The sequence below is a fragment of the Streptomyces sp. NPDC033221 genome, assembly GCF_055577005.1.
In genome coordinates this window covers 102,770-124,992 of record NZ_JBVIQN010000019.1, presented here as the reverse complement: position 1 = coordinate 124,992, position 22,223 = coordinate 102,770, and the positions used below count along the sequence as shown (strand labels likewise).

At 72.1% G+C, this 22,223-nt stretch carries 17 protein-coding genes; 11 read left to right on the top strand and 6 right to left on the bottom strand.

Features of this window, described 5'->3' with window-relative positions; translation table 11 throughout:
* Positions 1–21: 21 nt before the first annotated feature.
* The 3 genes from cydD (at position 22) to ACZ53K_RS24360 (ending at position 7,203) form a co-directional block, all read left to right on the top strand.
* Positions 22–3,642, top strand: coding sequence for a thiol reductant ABC exporter subunit CydD (gene cydD / locus ACZ53K_RS24370; RefSeq protein ID WP_468840320.1), 3,621 nt, complete (start codon positions 22–24; stop codon positions 3,640–3,642).
* Between the two features lie 327 nt (positions 3,643–3,969).
* A complete protein-coding gene (locus ACZ53K_RS24365) occupies positions 3,970–5,649 on the top strand; it encodes a GAF domain-containing sensor histidine kinase (protein WP_468840428.1) in 1,680 nt (559 codons plus the stop codon).
* A gap of 366 nt (positions 5,650–6,015) precedes the next feature.
* Entirely contained in the window at positions 6,016–7,203 is a 1,188-nt protein-coding gene (locus ACZ53K_RS24360; RefSeq protein ID WP_468840317.1) for a murein hydrolase activator EnvC family protein, read from the top strand.
* A gap of 138 nt (positions 7,204–7,341) precedes the next feature.
* On the opposite strand, the gene ACZ53K_RS24355 is transcribed toward ACZ53K_RS24360, so the two are convergent.
* A complete protein-coding gene (locus ACZ53K_RS24355; RefSeq protein ID WP_468840314.1) occupies positions 7,342–8,367 on the bottom strand; it encodes an HAD hydrolase family protein in 1,026 nt (341 codons plus the stop codon).
* Between the two features lie 411 nt (positions 8,368–8,778).
* Here ACZ53K_RS24355 and ACZ53K_RS24350 point away from each other — a divergent pair, with 411 nt between their 5' ends.
* From ACZ53K_RS24350 to pspAB, 3 genes are all read left to right on the top strand, one after another.
* Positions 8,779–9,672: an LLM class flavin-dependent oxidoreductase gene (locus tag ACZ53K_RS24350; RefSeq protein WP_468840312.1), complete on the top strand. Its 894-nt coding sequence runs from the start codon at positions 8,779–8,781 to the stop codon at positions 9,670–9,672.
* Between the two features lie 216 nt (positions 9,673–9,888).
* Complete coding sequence (gene htpX, locus ACZ53K_RS24345; RefSeq protein ID WP_468840309.1) at positions 9,889–10,788, top strand: zinc metalloprotease HtpX; 900 nt, start codon at positions 9,889–9,891, stop codon at positions 10,786–10,788.
* Between the two features lie 75 nt (positions 10,789–10,863).
* Positions 10,864–11,436 carry a PspA-associated protein PspAB gene (pspAB, locus tag ACZ53K_RS24340; RefSeq protein WP_468840306.1) on the top strand — a complete coding sequence of 191 codons (573 nt, stop codon included), beginning with the start codon at positions 10,864–10,866 and terminating at the stop codon, positions 11,434–11,436.
* Positions 11,437–11,542: 106 nt separating this feature from the next.
* On the opposite strand, the gene ACZ53K_RS24335 is transcribed toward pspAB, so the two are convergent.
* Positions 11,543–12,208, bottom strand: coding sequence for a PadR family transcriptional regulator (locus ACZ53K_RS24335; RefSeq protein WP_468840304.1), 666 nt, complete (start codon positions 12,206–12,208; stop codon positions 11,543–11,545).
* A gap of 103 nt (positions 12,209–12,311) precedes the next feature.
* Here ACZ53K_RS24335 and ACZ53K_RS24330 point away from each other — a divergent pair, with 103 nt between their 5' ends.
* From ACZ53K_RS24330 to ACZ53K_RS24320, 3 genes are all read left to right on the top strand, one after another.
* The gene (locus ACZ53K_RS24330) at positions 12,312–12,902 is read left to right on the top strand and encodes a hypothetical protein (RefSeq protein ID WP_468840301.1); all 591 of its coding nucleotides are present in this window, start codon (positions 12,312–12,314) and stop codon (positions 12,900–12,902) included.
* Positions 12,899–14,263 carry a carotenoid oxygenase family protein gene (locus tag ACZ53K_RS24325; protein WP_468840298.1) on the top strand — a complete coding sequence of 455 codons (1,365 nt, stop codon included), beginning with the start codon at positions 12,899–12,901 and terminating at the stop codon, positions 14,261–14,263. Before ACZ53K_RS24330 ends, ACZ53K_RS24325 begins: the two co-directional genes overlap by 4 nt.
* A gap of 146 nt (positions 14,264–14,409) precedes the next feature.
* Entirely contained in the window at positions 14,410–14,718 is a 309-nt protein-coding gene (locus tag ACZ53K_RS24320; protein ID WP_468840295.1) for a hypothetical protein, read from the top strand.
* A gap of 142 nt (positions 14,719–14,860) precedes the next feature.
* Here the strand turns inward: ACZ53K_RS24320 and ACZ53K_RS24315 are convergent, their stop codons facing one another.
* From ACZ53K_RS24315 to ACZ53K_RS24300, 4 genes are all read right to left on the bottom strand, one after another.
* On the bottom strand, positions 14,861–16,114 hold the full coding sequence (locus tag ACZ53K_RS24315; protein WP_468840292.1) for a MerR family transcriptional regulator: 1,254 nt from the start codon (positions 16,112–16,114) through the stop codon (positions 14,861–14,863).
* Positions 16,115–16,125: 11 nt separating this feature from the next.
* Positions 16,126–17,049: a metal-dependent hydrolase gene (locus ACZ53K_RS24310; protein ID WP_468840290.1), complete on the bottom strand. Its 924-nt coding sequence runs from the start codon at positions 17,047–17,049 to the stop codon at positions 16,126–16,128.
* 95 nt (positions 17,050–17,144) lie between these two features.
* Positions 17,145–18,923, bottom strand: coding sequence for an SDR family oxidoreductase (locus tag ACZ53K_RS24305; RefSeq protein WP_468840287.1), 1,779 nt, complete (start codon positions 18,921–18,923; stop codon positions 17,145–17,147).
* Positions 18,920–19,798 (bottom strand): M24 family metallopeptidase, encoded by an 879-nt coding sequence (locus ACZ53K_RS24300; protein WP_468840284.1) that lies wholly within the window; start codon positions 19,796–19,798, stop codon positions 18,920–18,922. The genes ACZ53K_RS24305 and ACZ53K_RS24300 overlap by 4 nt, the downstream gene beginning before the upstream one ends.
* A gap of 283 nt (positions 19,799–20,081) precedes the next feature.
* Between ACZ53K_RS24300 and ACZ53K_RS24295 the strand changes: the two genes are divergently transcribed.
* Both ACZ53K_RS24295 and ACZ53K_RS24290 read left to right on the top strand, forming a co-directional pair.
* Positions 20,082–21,263, top strand: coding sequence for an ABC transporter ATP-binding protein (locus ACZ53K_RS24295; RefSeq protein ID WP_468840281.1), 1,182 nt, complete (start codon positions 20,082–20,084; stop codon positions 21,261–21,263).
* The gene (locus ACZ53K_RS24290; protein ID WP_468840278.1) at positions 21,253–22,164 is read left to right on the top strand and encodes an ABC transporter permease; all 912 of its coding nucleotides are present in this window, start codon (positions 21,253–21,255) and stop codon (positions 22,162–22,164) included. Before ACZ53K_RS24295 ends, ACZ53K_RS24290 begins: the two co-directional genes overlap by 11 nt.
* Positions 22,165–22,223 lie beyond the last annotated feature (59 nt).

The following is a 22,223-nucleotide window of genomic DNA, read 5'->3' as shown; positions in this document are numbered from 1 at the left end:
GCCCGGGAGAGGTTGTTTCACGTGAAACCCGTCGACCCGCGCCTGCTGCGGTACGCCCGCGCCACCCGCTTCTTCCTCGCCGCGGTGGTGGTCCTCGGGCTGGCCGGCTCGGGGCTGGTCATCGGCCAGGCCATGCTCATCGCCGAGGTCGTCGTCGGCGCCTTCCAGCACGACCTCGGCGTCGGCGATCTGAGCACACCGGTACTGCTGCTCGCGCTGGTCTCCGTCGGCCGGGGCCTGGTGGCCTGGCTGACGGAGCTGGCCGCGCACCGGGCGAGCGCGGCGGTCAAGTCCGAGCTGCGGACGCGGCTGCTGACACGGGCGGCGGCCGGGCTGGGCCCGGGGTGGCTGAGCACCCAGCGTTCGGGGGAGCTGACCACCCTCGCCACCCGCGGTATCGACGCCCTCGACGATTACTTCGCGCGTTACCTGCCGCAGCTGGGCCTGGCGGTCGTCGTGCCCGTCGCGGTACTGGCGCGGATCGTCACCGGCGACTGGATCTCGGCCGCGACGATTGTCGTGACGCTGCCGCTGATCCCGCTGTTCATGGTCCTCATCGGCTGGGCCACCCAGAACCGCATGGAGCGCCAGTGGCAACTGCTGTCGCGGCTGTCGGGCCACTTCCTGGACGTGGTTGCCGGGCTGCCCACGCTGAAGGTCTTCGGCCGGGCCAAGGCACAGGCGGCTGCCATCCGTGCCATCACCGGCGAGTACCGCCGGGCCACCCTGCGCACCCTGCGGATCGCCTTCCTGTCCTCCTTCGCGCTGGAACTGCTCGCCACGATCTCGGTCGCGCTGGTCGCGGTCGGCATCGGAATGCGGCTCGTGCACGGCGACCTCGACCTGTACACAGGCCTGCTGGTGCTGATCCTGGCGCCCGAGGCGTACCTGCCGCTGCGGCAGGTCGGTGCGCAGTACCACGCGGCGGCCGAGGGCCTGGCGGCGGCCGAGGAGATCTTCGCGGTTCTGGAAACACCGCTGCGCACGACGGGGGACGAGCCCGCGCCCGACAGCACCGCACTGTCCGTCGAAGGGCTCGTCGTACGCCACCCCGGCCGCTCCGAACCCTCGCTCCCCGACACGACGTTCGAGGTCAGGCCCGGTGAGACGGTGGCTCTCGTGGGCCCCTCCGGCGCGGGCAAGACGACCCTGCTGAACGTCCTTCTCGGCTTCGCCGCGCCCGCGGCGGGACGGGTACGGGTCGGCGGCCGCGACCTGGCCGCCATCGATCCGGCGGACTGGCGGCGGCAGATCGCCTGGGTGGCGCAGCGCCCCTACCTCTTCGCGGGAACCATCGCCGACAACGTGCGGCTGGCCCGCCCCGACGCGGACGACACGGCGGTACGTGCCGCGCTCCGCGACGCCGGCGCCCTGGACTTCGTCTCCGCACTGCCCGACGGCGTGGAAACCGTACTCGGCGAGGGTGGCTCCGGCCTGTCGGCGGGCCAGCGGCAACGCCTGGCCCTGGCCCGCGCGTTCCTCGCCGACCGCCCGCTCCTGCTGCTGGATGAGCCGACCGCGAACTTGGACGGCGAGACGGAAGCGGGCCTCGTCGAGGCGGTACGCCGCCTGGCCGCCGGGCGCACGGTGCTCCTGGTCGTCCACCGGCCCGCGCTGCTGGCGGTGGCGGACCGGACGGTGCGGCTGGCAGGGCCAGTGACGCCCGCGGAGCCCGTACGGGACGCGGAGCCCGTACGGGAGAGCGTCCAGCGAACCGTGGCGACCGGCCCGTCCGATGCTGCGGCGCCCGTCCCGTCCGACGCCGCAGAAGCCGCGGAAGCCGTACGCGCCGATCTTGCGGCGTCGGAGTCCGACGACGGCCCGGACGTCGTGCCTGGTGCCCGGCGTCCGGCGCTGGCGCGGCTGCGGGGGCTGGCACGGGCCCGCTGGGGCCGGCTCGGACTGGCGCTGCTGCTGGGGAGCCTGGCGCTGGGCAGCGCGGTGGGCCTCATGGCGACGTCCGGATGGCTCATCTCGCGGGCCGCGCAGCACCCTCCCGTGCTGTATCTGATGGTCGCGGTCACTGCGACACGGGCCTTCGGCATCGGCCGGGCCGTGTTCCGGTACGCGGAACGGCTGGTGGCGCACGACGCGGTCTTCCGGATGCTCGCGGACGTACGCGTGGCCGTCTTCCGGCGCCTGGAGCGCCTGGCGCCCGCCGGGCTGCGGGAGCGCAGCAGTGGCGATCTGCTGTCGCGCCTGGTGGCCGATGTCGATGCCGTACAGGACTACTTCCTGCGGTGGCTGCTGCCGGTCGGGGCGGCCGTGGTGGTCGGCGCCGGTTCGGTCGGGTTCACCGCCTGGCTGCTGCCCGAGGCGGGCGCCATCCTGGCCGCCGGGCTGCTGCTGGCGGGTGTGGGGGTGCCGGCGCTGTCCGCCGCGCTCGCCCGCCGGGCCGAGCGGCAGCTCTCCCCCGCCCGTGGTGTGCTCTCCGCCCACGTCCTCGACGTGCTCACCGGCACGGCCGAACTGACGGTGTCGGGCGCGCTCGCGTCCCGCATCGACCGGGCCCGGCGCGCCGACCGCGATCTGACCCGGATCGCGTCCCGCTCGGCGGCCGCGGCCGGTGCCGGGGCCGGGCTGTCCGCGCTGCTGTGCGGCCTGACGGTGGCCGCGGCGGCCGTCGTCGGCGTCCGGGCCGTACATGACGGGCGGCTCGCGGGTGTGTGCCTGGCGGTCGTCGTCCTCGTCCCGCTCGCCGCGTTCGAGGCGGTCGCCGGACTGCCGCTCGCCGTGCAGTACCGGCAGCGCACGCGCCGGGCGGCCGAGCGGGTCTTCGAGGTGCTGGACGCCCCTGAGCCGGTCGGCGAACCGGCCGGTGCGGTGGCGCTTCCAGTGCCGGACACACCGTTCCCGCTGGTCGTCGAGGAGTTGACCGCGCGGTACCCCGGGCAACGGGCCGCCGCGCTGGACGGTGTCGGGTTCACCCTTCCCGCCGGGCGGCGCCTGGCCGTCGTCGGTCCGTCCGGCTCGGGCAAGACGACGCTCGCCCAGGTGCTGCTGCGCTTCCTGGACCGGGAGTCGGGCTCGTACACGCTGAACGGTGTGGACGCGGCGGCAGCGGACGGCGACGCCGTACGGCGTCAGGTGGGCCTGTGCGCGCAGGACGCCCACCTCTTCGACAGCTCCGTCCGGGAAAACCTGCGGCTCGCCCGTACCGGCGCGGACGAGGCCGAACTGTGGGACGCGCTCGACAGGGCACGCCTGGCCGACTGGGTGCGGTCGCTGCCCGACGGGCTGGACACGATGGTCGGCGAGCACGGCGCCCGGCTCTCCGGCGGCCAGCGGCAGCGGCTCGCGCTGGCCCGCGCGCTGCTCGCCGACTTCCCCGTCCTGGTGCTGGACGAGCCCGCCGAGCACCTCGACCTGGCCACGGCCGACGCGCTGACCGCCGATCTGCTGGCCGCGACCGAGGGCCGTACGACCGTGCTGATCACGCACCGCCTGGAAGGGCTGGAAGCCGTCGACGAGGTGCTGGTCCTGGACGGAGGACGGCCGGTCCAGCACGGTGCGTACGCGGAGCTGGCGGCGGCCGACGGCCCGTTCCGGCGGATGCGGGAGCGCGAGCGGGCGGTGGGCGCGCGGACCGGGGACGGGCGCGTGGCCGCCGGACGCATGGCGGGCGTGGGCCCGGTCCGGTGAACGGCTGACGTATCCGGTCCGGTGAACGGCTGAAGAACCCGGCCCGGTGAAACGGCTGAAGAACGACGGGTGCGGGCGGCCGCTGCGTACGGTGACGGCGGACGCCCGGACCGGGGTGACATGGCAGCCCGGGGCGGTCCGGGGTGGACCGGTCCGGCGTCCGAATTGCCGCATAGAAGGCTTTCATTAGAAAAAGCCGCTATTAGGCTCGTCCCCATGGCAGTCACGACAGGACCCTCAGACCCCATGGGCACCGGGGAACACACCGGCACGGGTGCCGGGGCGCATACCGGCACCGGCGATGCCGCCGCACCCACGCACGACCCCATGGAAGCCGCCACCGAGGCGACCCGCAGCCTCCAGGGCCTGTCGACCGAGCTGACCGCCCGGGTCCCGCAGCTGCTGGAGGCGATGCGCACGGTCGGCGCGGGTCTGGACCTGCACATCACCCTCGACCGGATCGTGGAGACCGCCGCCGAACTCGCCGACGCCCGCTACGCCGCGATCGGCATCATCGACGAGGCGCGCGAGGGCCTGTCGGACTTCGTGACGTACGGGGTCAGCGCCGAGGAGCGCGCCCGGATCGGCGCGTTGCCCGACGGGCACAAGGGACTGCTCGGCGCGCTCATCCACGACCCGAAGGCGCTGCGGCTGGCCGACCTGACCCGGGACGTGCGATCCGCGGGCTTTCCTCCGGGGCACCCGCCGATGCGGACGTTCCTCGGTGTGCCGATCCGCGTCCAAGGGGAGATTTTCGGCAACCTGTATCTGACCGAGAAGCGCGGGGGCGGCGAGTTCAGCGAGGGCGACCTGCACATGGTGCGGGTGCTCGCCACCGAGGCGGGCATCGCCATCGGCAACGCCCGGATGTACGCGGCGACGCGGCAGCGGGAGCGGTGGATCGACGGTGCGGCCGCGGTGACCACCGCGCTGCTGGCGGGCAGCGACGTCGACGACGCGCTCGCGGTCGTCGCCGAACAGGCCCGCAAGCTGGCGGATTCCGCGGCCGGCATCGTGCTGCTGCCCGCCGAGGACGGCGGGCTGGAGATCGTCGCGGCGTCGGCGGACGACCCGGCCGGCCTCATCGGCACCCGTATGCCGCCCGAGAGCCCGGTGGCCGAACAACTGCTGGCCGGGGAGCCGGTCTTCGTCGAGGACTCGGCCACCGACCCGCGGATGGTCACGGACGTCGCGCCGCGGTTCGGCCCCAGCATGATGCTGCCCCTCAGGAGCGGTGGCCGGGTGCTGGGCACCCTGGCGACACCGCGGGAACGCGGCGCGCGCCCCTTCACCACCGCCGAACGCACCCTGGCCACCCAGTTCGCCGCCCAGGCCGCGCTGGCGCTGGTACTGGCCGACGCGCAGCGCGACCGCGAGCGGCTGGCTGTCTACGAGGACCGCGACCGGATCGCCCGCGACCTGCACGACCTGGTCATCCAGCGGCTCTTCGCGACCGGGATGATGCTGGAGAGCGCCCAGCGCAGGTCGGTCGTGCCCGAGGTGCAGGAGGGCATCGGCAAGGCCGTCGACGAACTCGACGTCACCATTCAGGAGATCCGTACCGCGATCTTCGCGCTGCAACAGGGCCCGGCCGAGGCGCCGTCCGGGCTGCGCACCCGGGTCCTGCGGGAGATCGGCACCGCCGCCGTACCGCTCGGCTTCCAGCCGTCCGCCAACTTCATCGGCCCGGTGGACGCCCGCGTCGGCGAGCTGACCGGCAAGAACCTGATCGCCGCGCTGCGCGAGGCACTGTCCAACGCCTTCCGGCACGCCAACGCCTCACGCATCGAGGTCGTCGTCGACTCGATGATCAAGCTGCCGGATGGCCGCGACGGCGTACGGCTGACGGTCGCCGACGACGGCGTGGGCATTCCGGACGGCGGCCGGCGCAGCGGCCTGCGCAACCTCGCGAAGCGGGCCGAGTCGCTGGGCGGGTCCAGTACGTACGGTCCGGGGCTGGGCGAGGACGGGGCCGGGACGATGGTGGCCTGGGAGGCGCCGCTCTGAGGGGGTGTAGGGGAGGCGGGGGGGGGCGAGGCGGCGGTTCCGGGCGGCGGTGGGACGGTGGTTCCGGGCGAGAGACGCCCATGCGGTTCAGGCGGTATTCGGGTGATTCGGAGTAGTCCGTGGAGATTGCCGGAGCGGCTGATTCCGGCCATTCCGTGCGGGCGGGTTGCTCCGTTCGGGGGGTCGTGAGTCAGGCTGACGAAACGTTTCCGTTGATTTTTGTGCGTTATGGGCACATATCTGGCCATGTGTCCAGGTGTACCGGATTGGTTGCGTAAGGCAGTCCGGGGGCGCCGGTGCCCTGCCCGTACCAGCGGGCGGTGCACTCGCCCTGCTCCCGGGCGGCGTGGAGCCCCGCCGCCCGCGATGCGGCTGACATTGACGCTGATGGCGGCGCTGACCGCGGCGGCCGGAACGGCGCCGACCGCCGACGGGACGGCTCACGCCCGGGCCCCGTCCGCCGTCTCCGCCCACGCGGAACCGAGCGCCGCCGCCCACTTACTGCCGACCACCGCGTCACACCGCCCTGCTCGAACGAGCCGAAGCGGCGCCGACCAGCTGGCCGACGCGAGCCTGGAAGTGCTCCGGCTGGGCCGGGCCGCGAACACGGCCGGCCGGTCGTACGCGAAGATCTCACGCGAGGTACGGCACGGCCGGGCCCGGGCCTCGCGGCTGCACGTGGCGCTGCTCCGGGAACGCCGCAGGACCGGCGAACTGCGCCGGCTGGCGGGACGTATCGCCAGTGCTCAGTACCGCACCGGCAACCGCCTGCCGTTCGCCCTGCGCGCCCAGTCCCCTGACGGTCCGGAGGCGATGGCGCGCGCCTACCGGGAGGCCGACCGCCGCCAACGCCTGCTGGCGGCGCGTACGCGCGACGCGCTGCGTTCGAGCCGGTCCCTGGAGGCGGACAGCGCGGCCGTGCTGGCCCGTTCCGCCGCGCTCGGAGCTCATCGGACCCGTCTCGGCACCGAGCGCCGGCGCATCAGCCGACGCCTGGGCCTGGTCCGTGTGCAGCTGCAGACGCTGTCGCGGCAAGCGGCCCGGAGCGGGCGGTGCGGTGGGCTGCCCGGCATCGTGACCGCAGCGGAGAAACGTTCCTCCAAGGTGTCGCAGGTGTCACCGGTGCCGCCGGCGACGGCACCGGGTGGCAGATGGACCGGGCCGGTGGAGCACTACGTACTGTCCGCGGGCTTCGGCGGCTCGGGCCGCCGCTGGGCACACGGCCACACGGGCCAGGACTTCGCGGTGCCGGTCGGCACCCCCGTACGGTCCGTGGGGTGGGGGCGCGTCGCCAGCCTGACCTGCGGCGACGGCTTCGGGATCAGCCTGGTTGTCCAGCACGGTGCGGGTGCGTACTCGCAGTACGCACACCTGTCGGCGGCGTTGGCCCGCCCCGGACAGCGCGTGCGGCCAGGGCAGCAGATCGCCCTGTCGGGCACGACCGGCAACTCCACCGGGCCGCATCTGCATTTCGAGGTGCGCCGGACGCCGCACTTGGGGTCGGGGGTCGACCCGGTGCCGTGGCTGGCGAATCGGGGGGTGCGGCTGCGATGAGCGATGACGGCTGGGCGTTGATCGCCTGATCGCTGGCCGCTCGCCGCTCGCCGCTGCTGTCGGGGACGGCAGCGGCCAGCGGTGAGTGGTCAGTGGTCAGAGGCGAGATGTGAGTGGGGAGATGTGAGTGGTCAGCGGTCAGCGTTGCTCAAGGATGCGTTCGATGACGGCCGCGACGCCGTCCTCGTTGTTGCCCGCCGTGTGCAGTTCCGTCGCGGCCAGCACGGCGGGGTGGGCGTTCGCCATGGCGTACGAGGTCCCGGCCCAGGCCAGCATCTCGATGTCGTTGGGCATGTCTCCGAAGGCGACGACCTGGTCGGGGCCGATGCCGCGCTCGGCACAGCAGCGCGCCAGAGTGCCGGCCTTGCTGACGCCCAGCCCGCTGATCTCCAGGAGTGCGGTGGGGCTGGACCGGGTGAAGGAGGCGTACCTGCCCGCCCGCGCGCGGGCCAGGTCCAGGAAGGCGTCCGGGTCCATGTCGGGATGGTGCGCGAGGAGCTTGAGTACAGGCTGGTCGGAGCCGACCTCCTCAGAGAAACCGGCTCCCTGCCGGGACTGCGAAGTCGGCCCTGGCTGGGAAGTCGGTCTTGCCTGGGAAGTCGGCCGGGACTGTGCGGGCCGTGTGCCGTCCGGAGCCAGCGGGGAGCGACGGCCCTCCGGGGCGAACGGGGAGCGGCGGTCCTCCGGGCCCGGTTCGGCGAGGAGCTTTTCCGCGGGCGCGATGACGGCGGCCGGGTCGAGATGGAAGGGCGGGTACTCCGGCTCGTAGTCGAAGCCACCGGTCCGCTCGATCGCGAACGTCGTGCCGGGAGCGGCGGCGCGCAGCTCGTGCACGACGGAGAGCGCCTCCGGCCGTTCCAGCGGACTGATCTCGACGATGCGGCGGCCGTGGTGGAGATCGACGACGGCCGCGCCGTTCGCGCAGATCGCCAGCCCGTGTCCGTGCACATGGTCACTGACCACGTCCATCCAGCGGGCCGGGCGGCCGGTCACGAAGAAGACCTCGATGCCTGCCCGCTCGGCGGCGGCCAGCGCGGCGATCGTACGGCTGGAGACCGTTTTGTCGTCGCGCAGCAACGTGCCGTCGAGGTCGGTGGCGATCAGCCGGATCGTTTTTCCGTCGGACCCGGGCGCCAGGGGCGGCCCTGCGGAGGCATCAGTCACGCAGTCCATCTTCGCGCATATGCGCGCACAGGCGTGCGGCGGGTCGCGCGCATGAGCTTGGCGGAACCGCGGCCCGTGTCCAGGAGCATGGGGACGTACGCATGAGGGCGCACGGCGGCCGTACGGCAGGGAGTGCCGCGCGGTAGGAGAACGAGCGCCGGACCGTACAGAAGCAGATGCCGGACGGACCCGTCCAAGAGCTGAGCGGGACCTGCACGGATGCGGATTCGTGGGCGTACGGGAGCGCAGGCAGGCCGTACGGGGGCAAACCTGCGCGCGCGTACGACGTGCGCGCACCGCGCATACGGTGTGCGTCCCCCGCGCGTAGCTGCCCCCTGGGCCCCAGCCCTCTAGCCCCCTAGCCCCCTGGGGCTCGCAGAGCCGCAGTCGTGCCGCCGTAGGCTCGTACCCATGCGACTGAGCACCGTGATCCTTCCCGTCCGCCGCTGGTCCGAGGGTGGCCGGGAGGTGTGGCAGCGCGCCGAGGAACTGGGCTTCCACACCGCGTACACCTACGACCACCTCTCCTGGCGGAGCTTCCGCGACGGGCCGTGGTTCGGAGCGGTGCCGACGCTGACGGCGGCCGCCGCCGTGACGTCCCGGCTGCGTCTGGGCACGCTCGTCACCTCCCCGAACTTCCGGCACCCGGTGACCCTCGCCAAGGAACTGATCTCCCTGGACGACATCAGCGGCGGGCGGATCACCCTGGGCATCGGCGCCGGCGGCTCCGGCTTCGACGCCACCGCGCTCGGCCAGGGGCCGTGGACGCCCAGGGAACGGGCCGACCACTTCGGAGAGTTCGTCCCGCTGCTGGACCAACTGCTGACGCATGACGTGGTCTCGTACGAAGGCAAGCACTACCGCGCCCACGAGGTGCGCAACATCCCCGGCTGTGTGCAGCGGCCCCGGTTGCCGTTCGCGATCGCGGCGACCGGGCCGCGCGGGATGCGGCTGGCGGCCGGGCACGGGCAGGCGTGGGTGACCACCGGCGACCCGAGGATCTCCGCGACCGGCACCGCGGCCGAGTCGCTGGAAGCGGTACGTGGCCAGGTCGAACGCCTCGGGAAGGCGTGCGCCGAAGCCGGGCGGGACGCCGGGGAGCTGGCGAAGACCATGCTCACCGGGTTCTCGCCGGACCGCCCGCTCGCATCCGTGGACGCCTTCGTGGACTTCGCTGGTGCACACGCCGAAGCGGGCATCGACGAGATCGTGCTGCACTGGCCGATCGCCGACTCGATCTTCGAAGCCGACCTCGCGGTGTTCGAGCGGATCGCGACCGAGGGGCTCGCGCAGCTCGGGCGGTAGGTAGGGCTACGGGCGGCCGGGTGGCGGGGCCGGACCTGGGACCGGCCCGGGGACCGCCGCTGGGTCGATGCAGCCTGCCCTCAGCCGCGTACGGGCGTATCCATGGCCTGCGCTTTACGCCGCAAAGAGCGGACAAGAGGGAGAATCGGGTCAGAGGCGCCTACGCGGTTCCTCGGCTGAGCTCTGCGGACTCTGTGGTGTGGAGGACTGAGAGGCATGGCACGAACCCGATTCGCCCCCGACCGCGGCCTGACGTCACGCATGGTCACGACGATGTTCTTCATCGGCCTGCTGTACGTGGTCGTGGTGGGCGCGCTGGTGGTGCTCCTCAAGGGCGCGTGGATCGTGGTGCTGCTCATCTCGGGCGCCATGTTCGTCGCGCAGTTCTGGTTCAGTGACCGGATCGCCGCCTTCAGCATGGGCGCACGTGAGGTCACCCCGGAACAGGCGCCCGAACTGCACGGCGCCGTCGACCGGCTGTGCGCGCTCGCCGACATGCCCAAACCACGCGTCGCCGTCGCCGAATCCGACGTACCGAACGCCTTCGCCACCGGGCGCAACCAGAAGAACGCGATGGTGTGCGCGACGACCGGCCTGCTGCGGCGGCTGGAGCCGGAGGAGCTGGAAGGCGTACTGGCGCACGAGCTGTCGCATGTCGCGCACCGCGATGTCGCGGTCATGACGATCGCCTCGTTCCTGGGCGTACTGGCCGGGATCATCACGCGCGCGGCGCTGTGGAGCGGCGTCGGCCGCAACAACCGGGACAACAACGCGGCGATCGCCGTCCTGGTCGTCACGCTGGTCAGCGCGGTGGTCTATGCCGTCAGCTTCCTGCTCACCCGGCTGCTGTCGCGCTACCGGGAACTGTCGGCCGACCGGGCCGCGGCGATTCTGACCGGCCGGCCGTCGGCGCTGGGCGCCGCGCTCACCAAGGTCACGGGGCAGATGGCGCAGATCCCGACGCGCGACCTGCGCAAGGCCGAACCGTTCAACGCGTTCTTCTTCGTGCCGGCGTTCTCGAAGGAGAGCTTCGGGCGGCTGCTGTCCTCGCACCCGACGCTGGAGCAGCGACTGGAGCAGCTGGGACGGATCTCGGCGCAGCTGGGGCGGCCGTAGCGACACGCGTTCCCGGCGTTCCCACGGGTTCGTGCCGGGACATCAGCAGGACGACGGATCAAGGAGAGACACCGTATGGGATTCCTGGACGCCATCCTGGGACGCAGCAAGCCGGTACGCCCCGACCTGGACCGGCTGTTCGCGCTGCCCTCCGCGGCTGTCACCCTCCAGGCGGCGGCCGGGTTCCGGCCCACAGGGCGCGGCTCGGTGTGCTTCGCGAGTGTCGAGGGCGGCGCGTTCCTCGGCATACAGGAGGAGGTACGCGACCTCCTCGGCAGCCCGGCCGAGTTCAGCCGGGACGAGTACGGCTACTCGTGGATGCTCGCGCGCCACGACCCCGAAGACAGTGCGGGCTTGGTGAACGATCTGCACGCGGTCAACAGTTCCCTGGAGAGCGCCGGATTCGGACCGCAGCTGCTGTGTTCGCTGATGGGCTTCCGGGACGACCGAGGGAGGTCGCTCGCGCTGGTGTACCTCTACAAGCGCGGTACGTTCTATCCCTTTGCCCCGCAAACAGGTACGGACGGCCCGGCCGAGAAGCGTGATAACGCGCTCGAACTCGAAGTCCGGGCGATGCTCGCCGACGACCTGGAGATCGAGTCGGACCTGAGCCGCTGGTTCCCGGTCTGGGGCGCGCCCGGGTTGTGACTGCAGCGACCGCGAGCCGGAACGGAGCGCGCCAAGCCCAATCCTGGCCTCTGCGCCCTGCCCGAGCCCCTGCTCTGTTTCGCCCCTCGCTACCCCCTGTACCGCTCTACCCCTTCCGCTCCCCCTCCTTCTGCTCCTGCTTCTCCCCTTCCTCCTGTGCCTGCGCCGTCGCCTGCCCCTGCTTCTGCCCCTGCGCTTGTGCCTGCTCTTGTGCCTGTGTCTCCCCTATGACCGGTTCCTGGGCGCGGCGGGCCTGGTCCGAAGTGATCTCCTTGGCAGCCCAGTTGGCCCATTCCTCCACCATGGCGGTCTGCCGCAGGCCGTATTCGAGGGCGATCCGCCCGTACACCGCGATCATTTCCTCGTCCCAGGGGCCGGCGTCCGCCAGGCTCCGGTAAGCGGCGTGCGCGCGGGCGGCCCGTTGAGCCTGTTGCAGGAGGTACGTACGGGCTTCCAGCGGCGACAGGACGCCGAGGAAGAAGACGCGCAGCAGGCCGTCGTGGCGCTGCGGGCCGACGGGCTCCACCTCGGTGAGCCAGTGGTGCAGTTCGGCCCGACCCGCCTTGGTGATGGCGTACTCCTTGCGGCCGCGGGGGCCGTGCGAGGCCACCTCGATGAGGTCGGCCGAGGTGAGTTTGTTCAGCTCCCCGTAGACCTGGCTCTGGGTGGCCGGCCAGACGTGCGCGAGCGACGCGTCGAACGTCTTCATCAAGTCGTAGCCGCTGGCGGGTGAATCGGCCAGCAGGCCCAGGACGGCGTGGCGGAGGCTCATGGCCATCACTTTACCTTCCAGTCTTGACACGTCAACGGCAGACGTTCTAGCTTTGACATGTCGAAGTTGGAATGTCGTTGAATGGCCGGGGGAGTCGAGAGTCATGACCTTCTTGCGGGGGTTTTTCCCGTGGATCGCCTACGGAGCCGTGGCATGGGCGTCGTGGCAAGGGGCCGCGCTGCTGGCCCTGGCCATCGGCTGCGTGGTGCTCTACGTGGACCGTGCCGACGGTCTGTCGCCGTCGCTCCGGGTCCTTGAGTACGGCAGCCTGGTGTTCTTCGCCGGTATCACGGTCCTGGCCTTCTTCCGCCCGGACAGCGGCCTTCGGGCCTACGACGGAGCGCTGTCCTCGGGCTGGCTGGCCCTGGTCACCTGGGGTTCGATGGCGGCCCGTCGGCCCTTCACTCTCGCGATAGCCCGCCGCAAGGCGCCGCCCGAGGTCTGGCGGACCCCGTTGTTCCTGCGGATCAACTACGTGCTCACCGCGGCCTGGGCGGCGTCCTTCACCTTCGCCGCGGCAGGGCAGACCCTGGTCACGGCCTACGGACTCGGGCTGACCGCCATGATCTCCATCCACGTCAGCGCCTTCGTCATCCCGTTGCGCTTCACCGCGAGCTACCCGGAGCGTGCGCGAGCGCGCTTCCTGGAGCAGGCCGGCGGACACCCCTACCTTCAGGAGGCTCGTCCCGCATGACAACGACAAACGCTTTCGGCTCCACCGCCGCGGCATCCGGCTCCGCTTCCGGACCGGCCCCGCACCTGGCGGGCAACTTCGCCCCGGTGATGGACGAACTCACCGCGCACGCACTGCCCGTCACCGGTGCGGTGCCGCCCGAGCTGTCGGGCTGGTATCTGCGCAACGGCCCCAACCCGCGGGACGCCGCTTCGGCACACTGGTTCTTCGGTGACGGCATGGTCCACGGCGTCCGCCTGGAGGGCGGCAAGGCCGTCGCGTACCGCAATCGTTGGGTCCGTACGTCGACCTTGACCGACGGCATATCGGTACGTGATGCGCGGGGGCGCCCGAACCTGACCGCGGGTGTCGCCAACACCCACGTCGTCCGGCACGCGGGCCGCACCCTCGCGCTGGTCGAGTCGTCCTTCCCGTATGAGCTCGACTGCCGCCCGGGGCACGAGTTGGAGACCGTCGGGCCGTACGACTTCGACGGCTGCCTGACCACTGCCATGACTGCTCATCCAAAGACCTGCCCGGCCACGGGTGAGCTGCACTTCTTCGGCTACGGAGCCCCGGAGCCGCCGTATCTGACATACCACCGTGCCGACGCCGCCGGGGCCCTGGTGGTGAGCCGGCCCATCGAGGTGACGGCGCCCACGATGATGCACGACTTCCATCTGACGGCCGGGCACGTCGTCTTCATGGACCTCCCACTCGTCTACGACCACCACGCACCCGGTATGCCGTATGTGTGGGACGCGGAGTACGGCGCCCGGCTGGGCGTGCTGCGCCGTGACGATCCGCACGGCGATGTCCGCTGGTTCCCCATCGACCCCTGTTACGTCTTCCACTCGCTGAACGCGTACGACGACGACCAGGGCCGGATCGTCCTCTACGTCTGCCGCTATCCGGCGTTCGAGCTGAAGTCGCTGCCCACCCTGTGGCGGTGGACCATCGACCTCGCCTCGGGCAAGGTCGTCGAGGAGCAGATGGACGACCAGTCGGGCGAGTTCCCGCGTATCGACGACCGGCTGGCCGGCCTGGACGCCAGGTACGGGCACATCACACGCTCCGGCGGCCCCGGGGCCGGGCCGACACCGGGTGCACTGATCCGTTACGACCTGCACTCCGGCGCCAGCGTCCGGCACGACTTCGGCCCCGGCCGCACGCCCGCCGAAGCGGCCTTCGCTCCGGCGGACGACCGGCCGGGCGGGCCCGGGTGGTTGATCACATACGTCTACGACGCCGCCAGGGGCTCCAGCGATCTCGTCATCCTCGACGCGGAGGACATATCCCAGGAGCCGGTGGCCACGGTTCAGCTGCCCCAGCGGGTGCCCTACGGCTTCCACGGGAACTGGATCCCGGACCCGGCCCGGTAGCGGGCGAGCGGCCACCGCCTCCGGTCCCGCCCTCGCCCCGAGTGGGTGCGGCCGAATGGCGGTCGGGGGTGGGGCGGTATCGGATGAGGGTGTCCACCCCGGGTGACGAACTCCCGGGGCCGGCTCCAGACGAGGAAAGGAGCCCGATGCGCAGACGTACCGCCACCACCCTCGGCGCACTGACCCTGACCGCAGCGGCCGCCCTGCTCACCACCGGAACGGCCATCGCCGACAGCCATGACGGCTGGATCGGCCGGCCCGGTGGCGTGGGCAACCTGGGTCACCTTGGACGGGACGGCGGTCGTGATGGCGGTCCCGCCGGCGGCCGTCACGGCCGTGACGGTGGCACCGTCACCGTCGGAAAGCACACCTACGCCCCGTCCACCGCCTCGTACAACTGGGGAGGGAACAACTGGAACAGCAAGGTCGTCTTTGGTGACATGATCCTCGACTGACCCGACTGACCCGACTGACCCGACTGACCCGACTGACCCGACTGACCCGACTGACCCGACTGACCCGACTGACCCGACTGACCCGACTGTCCCGACTGTCCCGACTGACCCGACTGAGCGGGGTCGGGCGGAAGCCCGGCGGTCAGTGGCGTGGGGCGTGGGGTGGGGTGCGGCGGGCGGTCAGCTCGTCCATGGTCCGGGCGTGGATCTCGCGTTGGGTGGCGGCGGTGATGAAGGCCGCCGTGTTCTCACGGCCGACCAGTTCGCGTACGGCGCGGATGGTCTCGGCGGGAAGAGCAACCATGATCGGCTCGCTGCCGCTGCCGCTGCCGCTGCCGCTGCCGCTGCCGCTGCCGCTGCCGCTGCCGCTGCCGCTGCCGCTGCCACCAGCGTCGGTGCCGTTGCCGCTGCCGCTGCCTGGTTCCGCCCCTTCCTCAGGCGCCCGCGCGGTGTCCCCGCCAATGGCGCCGACCGGGAAGTCGGAGGGGCCCGGGCCGTCGACGGCCGGTGCCTCGGTGATCGAGGGACCGACGACCGGGTCCTCAATGCCCGGCTCGCCGGCCCCCGGGGCGCCGACAGTCAAGCTGCTGCCCGGCCCATCGCCCGAAGCAGCAGGAGGAACAGCAACCCCTGGTGTCTCCGGGCCGCCCAAGTCCGTGATCTCACCCAAGCGATGGTGGATGTACCGGGTAGCCAAGGTGCGCATCGCGCGGGCGAGTTCGGCGTCGACTGTTTGCTGGGCGAGGGGGCGGAGGCGGCGTACGAGGCCGGCGGCCTCGGTGGCTTCGGCTTCGGTGGGCTGGTGGTCCAGGTACGGGTGGAAGACGTACTCGGTGGTGAAGTCGAGGAAGCGGGCCGCGATGTGTTCCACCTGGCCGCGGAGTTCGCGCAGGTGGCCGGAGATCGCGGTGAGGGGGACGCCCGCGGAGTGCAGCTCGGCGGCGACGGCCAGTTCCTGGGGGCTGGGCACGCGGAAGCCGTCGTCGCCGGAGAGGCGTTCCAGAACCCCCAGCTCGACGGCGTCCGCCAGTGCCGCTTCGTCCGGCCTGCCGCCGAACGCGGCGTCCAGTTCCTCGCGGCTGATGCGGGCCGCCTCCTCGTCGCTCCAGGGGCCGTCTATCTCGGCGACCAGGCCCAGGACGCCACCGAGGCCGCGTCCGGTGTCCCAGGCCTCCAGGAGTTCCTTGATGCTGGCGAGGGTGTAGCCGCGGTCGAGGAGGTCGGCGGTGCGGCGCAGCCGTTCCAGGTGGGCGTCGCCGTAGACGTTGGCCCGGCCGCGGCGCTCCGGCTTGGGGAGGAGGCCGCGGTCCTGGTAGGCGCGGATGGTGCGGACCGAGGTGCCGCTGATGTGGGCCAGGTCCTCGATGCGGTACTCGGCCGGCGGCTGGTCGGTCAATGCGGTGCTCCTTACGAGATGGCCGCGCGTCCCACCGCGCCCGCCGCGGCGCGGGCGGCCGGGGAGGACGCCAGATAGGCGACGGCCTTGCGCAGCGACCCTTCCTGCGAGGGATGGTACGACCGCTTCAGGTAGCGCGGTACGGCGGCGCCCAGCTCGCGCCAGGTCGGCAGGAGCTGGGCGCGTACGGCCCGGTTGTGCTCGCGCAGGGAGTAGCGCAGGCGGCCGGCCAGCTGCGGGTCGTGGCGTATGAGGTAGGAGGCGCCCCAGGCCCACAGGTAGAGGAGGACGGGCGCGGTGACGGCCATGCCCAGTACGCGGCGGGCGTAGCGGGACGGGCCCGCGCCGGCGGTGTGCTCGTACATGTCGAAGGCCACGGCGCGGTGCTCGACCTCCTCCGCGCCGTGCCAGCGCAGCAGGTCGAGCATGACCGGGTCGGGGGCGGCCCGGTCCAGGCCCTCGGCGTGCAGTACCCAGTTGCCGAGGACGGCCGTGAACTGCTCTATGGCGGCTATCAGGGAGAGCCGGAAGCGCAGCCATTCCCGGGTGGGTATCGGTGCGGCGAACGGGGGGCGTTCGCCGAGGAGATTTTCGAAGAGGAAGTCGACGTGCTTGGTGTAGGGCGCGGTGTCCAGGCCCTGGTGGGCGAGGTGTTCCAGGACGTAGGCGTGCTGGACGCTGTGGGTGGCCTCCTGGCCCATGAAGCCCTTGACGTCCTTGAGCAGCGCGGGGTCGCGTACCAGCGGGAGGGCTTCTTTGAAGACCTTGACGAACCAGCGCTCGCCCGCGGGCAGCAGCAGGTGCAGCACGTTGATGACGTGGGTGGCGGTGGGTTCGTCCGGTATCCAGTGCAGCGGGGTCTCGTGCCAGTCGAACGAGACCCGGCGGGGTGCGATCGTGTGGTGCTCCTCCGGGCCGGTGGGGTTCGTGCTCACGCTTGTGCTCCTGACGTGTGACGTGAGGGGAGGGCGGGGCCGGGGCGGCGTGGTGGTGCGCCCGCCCCGGCCTGCTCGCACCGTGGCGCACGCACTCACATGGGCGGCTCGATGCGGGCCAGCGCGCGCAGCGCGCGTGGGGCGAAGCGGGACATCAGGCGGGCGCCACGCGCCTCGGGCGTGACGGGGACGACCGCTTCGTTACGGGCGACCGCGCGCAGGATCGCGTCGGCGACCTTCTCCGGCGGGTAGTTGCGCAGGCCGTACGCACGGGACGTCTTGGTCCGGCGGCGCTTCTCCTCATCCGCCGAGACGCCCGTGAAGCGGGCCGTCGCGGTGATGTTCGTGTTCACGATGCCGGGACAGATGGCTGTGACACCGATGCCCTGACCGGCCAGTTCGGCGCGCAGGCACTCGCTGAGCATGAGCACCGCCGCCTTCGACGTGCCGTAGGCGGACAGGATCTTCGACGGCTGGAAGGCCGCCGCCGAGGCGGTGTTGACGATATGGCCGCCCTGGCCGCGCTCGGCCATCTGCCGCCCGAAGACCCGGCAGCCGTGGATGACGCCCCACAGGTTGACGTCCAGGACCTTCTTCCAGTCCTCGGTGGTCGTGTGGAAGAAGGAGCCGGACAGGCCGATGCCGGCGTTGTTGACCAGCACGTCGACGGTGCCGTACTCGGCGGCGACCTTGTCGGCCAGCTTCTCCATGGCGGCCTCGTCCGAGACGTCCACCGTCTCGGCCCAGGCCTGCGGGGCGCCGACCAGCCGTGCCAGGTCGGCCGTACGGGCCGCGCCCTCGGCGTCCCGGTCGACGGCCACGACGCGCGCGCCCGCCTCGGCGAAGGCGAAAGCGGTGGCCCGCCCGATGCCGCTGGCGGCGCCGGTGACCAGCACCAGCTGTCCGCCGAACCGGTCGGCGTACGGGCCGGCGGCGACGATCTCCTTGGCCGGGTCGCCTTCCTCCTTCGACGTGACGAACTCGCTGATCCAGGCAACCAGTTGGTCGGGCCGGGTGCGGGGCACCCAGTGCTTGGCCGGGAGGGTGCGCCGTACCAGCTGTGGCACCCAGCGGTCGAGGTCGTCGTAGAGGCGCTGGGACAGGAAGGCGTCGCCGGTGGGCGTGATGAGCTGGACGGGGCAGTGGGCGTAGGCGTCGGCGCGCGGGCGGCGCAGCCGGGCTCGGACGTTGTCGCGGTAGAGCCACGCGCCGTGCGCCGCGTCCGTGGGCAGGGACGCCGTCGGGTAGTCGCCCGCCGGTACCTTCTCCACCCGCTGGAGTATCTTCGGCCAGCGCTTGCCGAGCGGCCCCTGCCAGGCCAGCTCGGGCAGCACGGGGGTGTGCAGCATGTAGACGTACCAGGACTTGGCGCCCTGACCGAGGAGCTGTGCCGCGCGGCGCGGGGTGGGCCGGGTGGCGCGCTTCTTGATCCAGTGGCCGAAGTGGTCCAGCGACGGGCCGGACATCGAGGTGAAGGAGGCGATCCGGCCTTCGGTGTGCCGGACCGTCGCGAACTCCCAGGCCTGCACCGAGCCCCAGTCGTGGCCGACCACGTGGACCGGCCGGTCCGGGCTCACCGCGTCGGCGACGGCGAGGAAGTCGTCGGTCAGCTTCTCCAGGGTGAAACCGCCGCGCAGCGGCTTGGGCGCCGTCGACCGGCCGCAGCCCCGGACGTCGTACAGCACCACATGGAAGCGGTCGGCCAGGCCGCGGGCCACCTGCGACCACACTTCCTTGCTGTCCGGGTAGCCGTGCACCAGCACCACCGTGGGGCGCGAGGCGTCGCCCAGTTCGGCGACGCACAGCTCCACCCCGCCCGTACGGACCCAGCGCTCCCGGGCGCCTGCCGGTCCGGCTTCCGTCGGCTTGCTCATGCGGCCTTCTCCTCCTGCCAGCGCCGCACGTGCGGCAGATCGTCGTCCAGCCAAAAGGCGCTTTCCTGCGGGTCGGCGGAGTCCGTCACGACGAGGATCTCCTCGAACTTCGCGCCCGTGCCCCGGAAGCCGAGGTGGGGTTCGACCGCCCACAGGCCCGGCTGCGGTGGGTGGTCGGAGAACTTGTACGGGCTCCACAGCGGCGACCAGCCGTCCCGGTGGCCGTGCAGCGCGTCGGAGGCCAGGCCCTTCAGCGACTGCGTACCGAACCCGAAGAGGGTGGGTGACCAGCGGCGCTCCCGCACCCGGTCGACCTTGTGGGCGATCACGCCGAAGGGGTAGGCGCGGTGCCGGTTCACATACCCCTGGCGGACCATGAGCCGCTCGACGTCCTCGTATATCTCGCGCAGCGGGCGGCGTTCGCGGACCTCGTGCAGGATCAGCTCGCGGTGCGCCTCCAGGTCGGCCAGCAGCCGGTCGTGGACCGGGTTGAGGCCGAGGCAGCCGGAATAGCCGATGTCGGCTGTGCAGCCCTGGTACACCGGTGCCATGTCGAGGATGAACGGCATCCCCGGCTCCAGGCGCCGGTTGGTGGGGAAGAACTGCAGCGGTATGCGGAAGCCCGTGAACGCCGTACGGTCGCCGAACCAGGCGAAGGGGAGGTGGAACCAGTCCCGCACGCCGCGCTCGCGCAGCCACTCGCGCTGCATCCGCGCCGCTTCCCGCTCCGTCACCCCCGGCCTGAGCTGCGCGGCGACGGCCTCGGCGCAGGCGTACGCGAGCCGCTGCACCTCCCTGAACCCCTGCAGCTCGGCGGGAAGGTCATGCGTCCCGCCGCCCCTCCGGGCCGCTGCGGCCCCTGTCGCTGAGGTCATCGCCAACCGTCCGTCCCGTGAACCGCCCATCGCGGTACGTGCCCGTAACTTGACACTGATGAATGTGACAATGCCTGGCGTCGACGTCAAGGGGTCGGTCCGGGCCTGTGGAAAACCCGCGGGACGGTGAACGGCCCGCACACGGAAACCGTCCCGAACACGGAAACCGCCCCGTCGTACCGCCGCCCGTCCCCGACGCGCGGTCCCCAAAAGCAGGAGCTCCCCTACGGGCTTCTACGCCTGTGGTCGGACCCCGAACCAGCCGCCAGGTCTGACGACCGGTGTGGTGCGCGCCACTACCGTCGATGACGTGACTGTGATCGTGACCGAAAGCCTGAGCAAGCGGTACCCGAGGGTGACCGCGCTGGACCGGCTCACCGTAGACATCGGCCCCGGCGTGACCGGCCTGGTCGGGGCCAACGGCGCCGGCAAGTCCACCTTGATCAAGCTGCTGCTGGGCCTCGCCCCGGCCAGCGAGGGGTCCGCGACCGTCCTCGGCCTCGACGTGGCCAAGGAGGGCGGCGCCATCAGGGAGCGCGTCGGCTACATGCCGGAGCACGACTGCCTGCCGCCCGACGTCTCGGCCACCGAGTTCGTCGTCCACATGGCGCGCATGTCGGGCCTGCCGCCGACCGCCGCCCGTGAGCGCACCGCCGACACGCTGCGGCACGTCGGCCTCTACGAGGAGCGCTACCGCCCCATCGGCGGCTACTCGACCGGTATGAAGCAGCGCGTCAAACTGGCGCAGGCGCTGGTCCACGACCCGCAGCTGGTCTTCCTGGACGAGCCGACCAACGGCCTGGACCCGGCCGGCCGCGACGAGATGCTCGGCCTGATCCGCCGTGTGCACACGGACTTCGGCATATCGGTCCTGGTCACCTCGCACCTCCTCGGCGAGCTGGAGCGCACCTGCGACCACGTCGTCGTCATCGACGGCGGCAGACTGCTGCGTTCCTCCTCCACCGACGACTTCACCCAGCTCACGGCCTCCCTGGCCGTCGAGGTCACGGACACCGACGACCACCCGGACGGCACGGCGTCGCTGCGCGCGGCCCTGACCCGGGCCGGGATCGCGGTGTCCACCGCGGCGCCCGGCTCGGAGAGCGGCGCCTCCGCCGCCCATGTGCTGTACGTGGAGGCCACCGGCGAGGAGACGTACGACCTGCTGCGCGACACCGTCGCCGACCTCGGCCTCGGCCTGGTCCGGATGGAACAGCGACGGCACCGCATCTCCGAGGTCTTCCAGAACGACGACGCGGCGCAGGCGCCGGGCCGGGACGCCGCACCGGGCCCGGACACCGCGCATGGCCCGGACGCCGCCGCGGCCGCGGGCGCCCAGGAGGCCCCCGGCCCGCAGTCCGCCGCGGCCCGCCCCACCCCCGCGTCCACCGCCTCCGCGCCCACCGCCCCCGCGACGACCGCCCACCGAGCCACCAAGGACGGAGGCGCCCCCGATGCCGCCTGAGACCAGGAACCCCGCCACCGCCGGAGCGGCGCAGGACGTCATCCACGACATCGGCTACCGCCACTTCGACGGCCCCCGCCTCGGCCGCGCCTACGCCCGCCGCTCCCTGTTCTCGCAGAGCCTGCGCGGCGCCTACGGCCTCGGCCGCTCGGCCAAGTCCAAGGTCCTGCCGATGCTGCTGTTCGCCGTCATGTGCCTGCCCGCGGGCATCATGGTGGCGGTCGCGGTCTTCACGAAGATGCACGACCTGCCGGTGGCGTACACCCGGTACGCGATCTACCTCCAGGCCGTCATCGGCCTCTACCTGGCCGCCCAGGCGCCGCAGTCCGTCTCCCGCGACCTGCGCTTCAAGACGGTGCCGCTGTACTTCTCGCGCCCCATCGAGCGCGTCGACTACGTGGTGGCGAAGTTCGCCGCGATGGCGAGCGCCCTGTTCATCCTGACCGCCGCGCCGCTGCTGATCCTGTACGTGGGCGCGCTGCTGGCCAAGATGGACTTCGTCGACCAGACCAGGGGGATGGCCCAGGGCCTGGCCTCGGTGGCGCTGCTCTCCCTGCTCTTCGCCGGCGTCGGCCTGGTGATCTCGGCGCTGACCCCGCGCCGCGGCTTCGGCGTGGCCGCCGTCATCGCCGCGCTGACGATCCCGTACGCGGCGGTGAGCGCCGTACAGGGCATCGCCGCCGTACAGGGCCAGGAAGGGGTCGTCGGCTGGCTCGCCCTGTTCTCGCCCGTCACGCTGATCGACAGCGTGCAGGCGACGTTCCTGGGCGGTACCGCGTCGTTCCCCGACGAGGTCCAGCCGTCCACCGCCGCCGGGCTGGTGGCCCTCCTGGTCACGCTGCTTGCCGTCGCGGGCTCGTACGCCCTGCTGATGCGCCGCTACCGCAAGGCCGGCCTGTGACCGCCCGCCCCGCGCCCCCGAAGGCGCATCCGACGCCCGCCACCAGCCCCCGAAGGAAC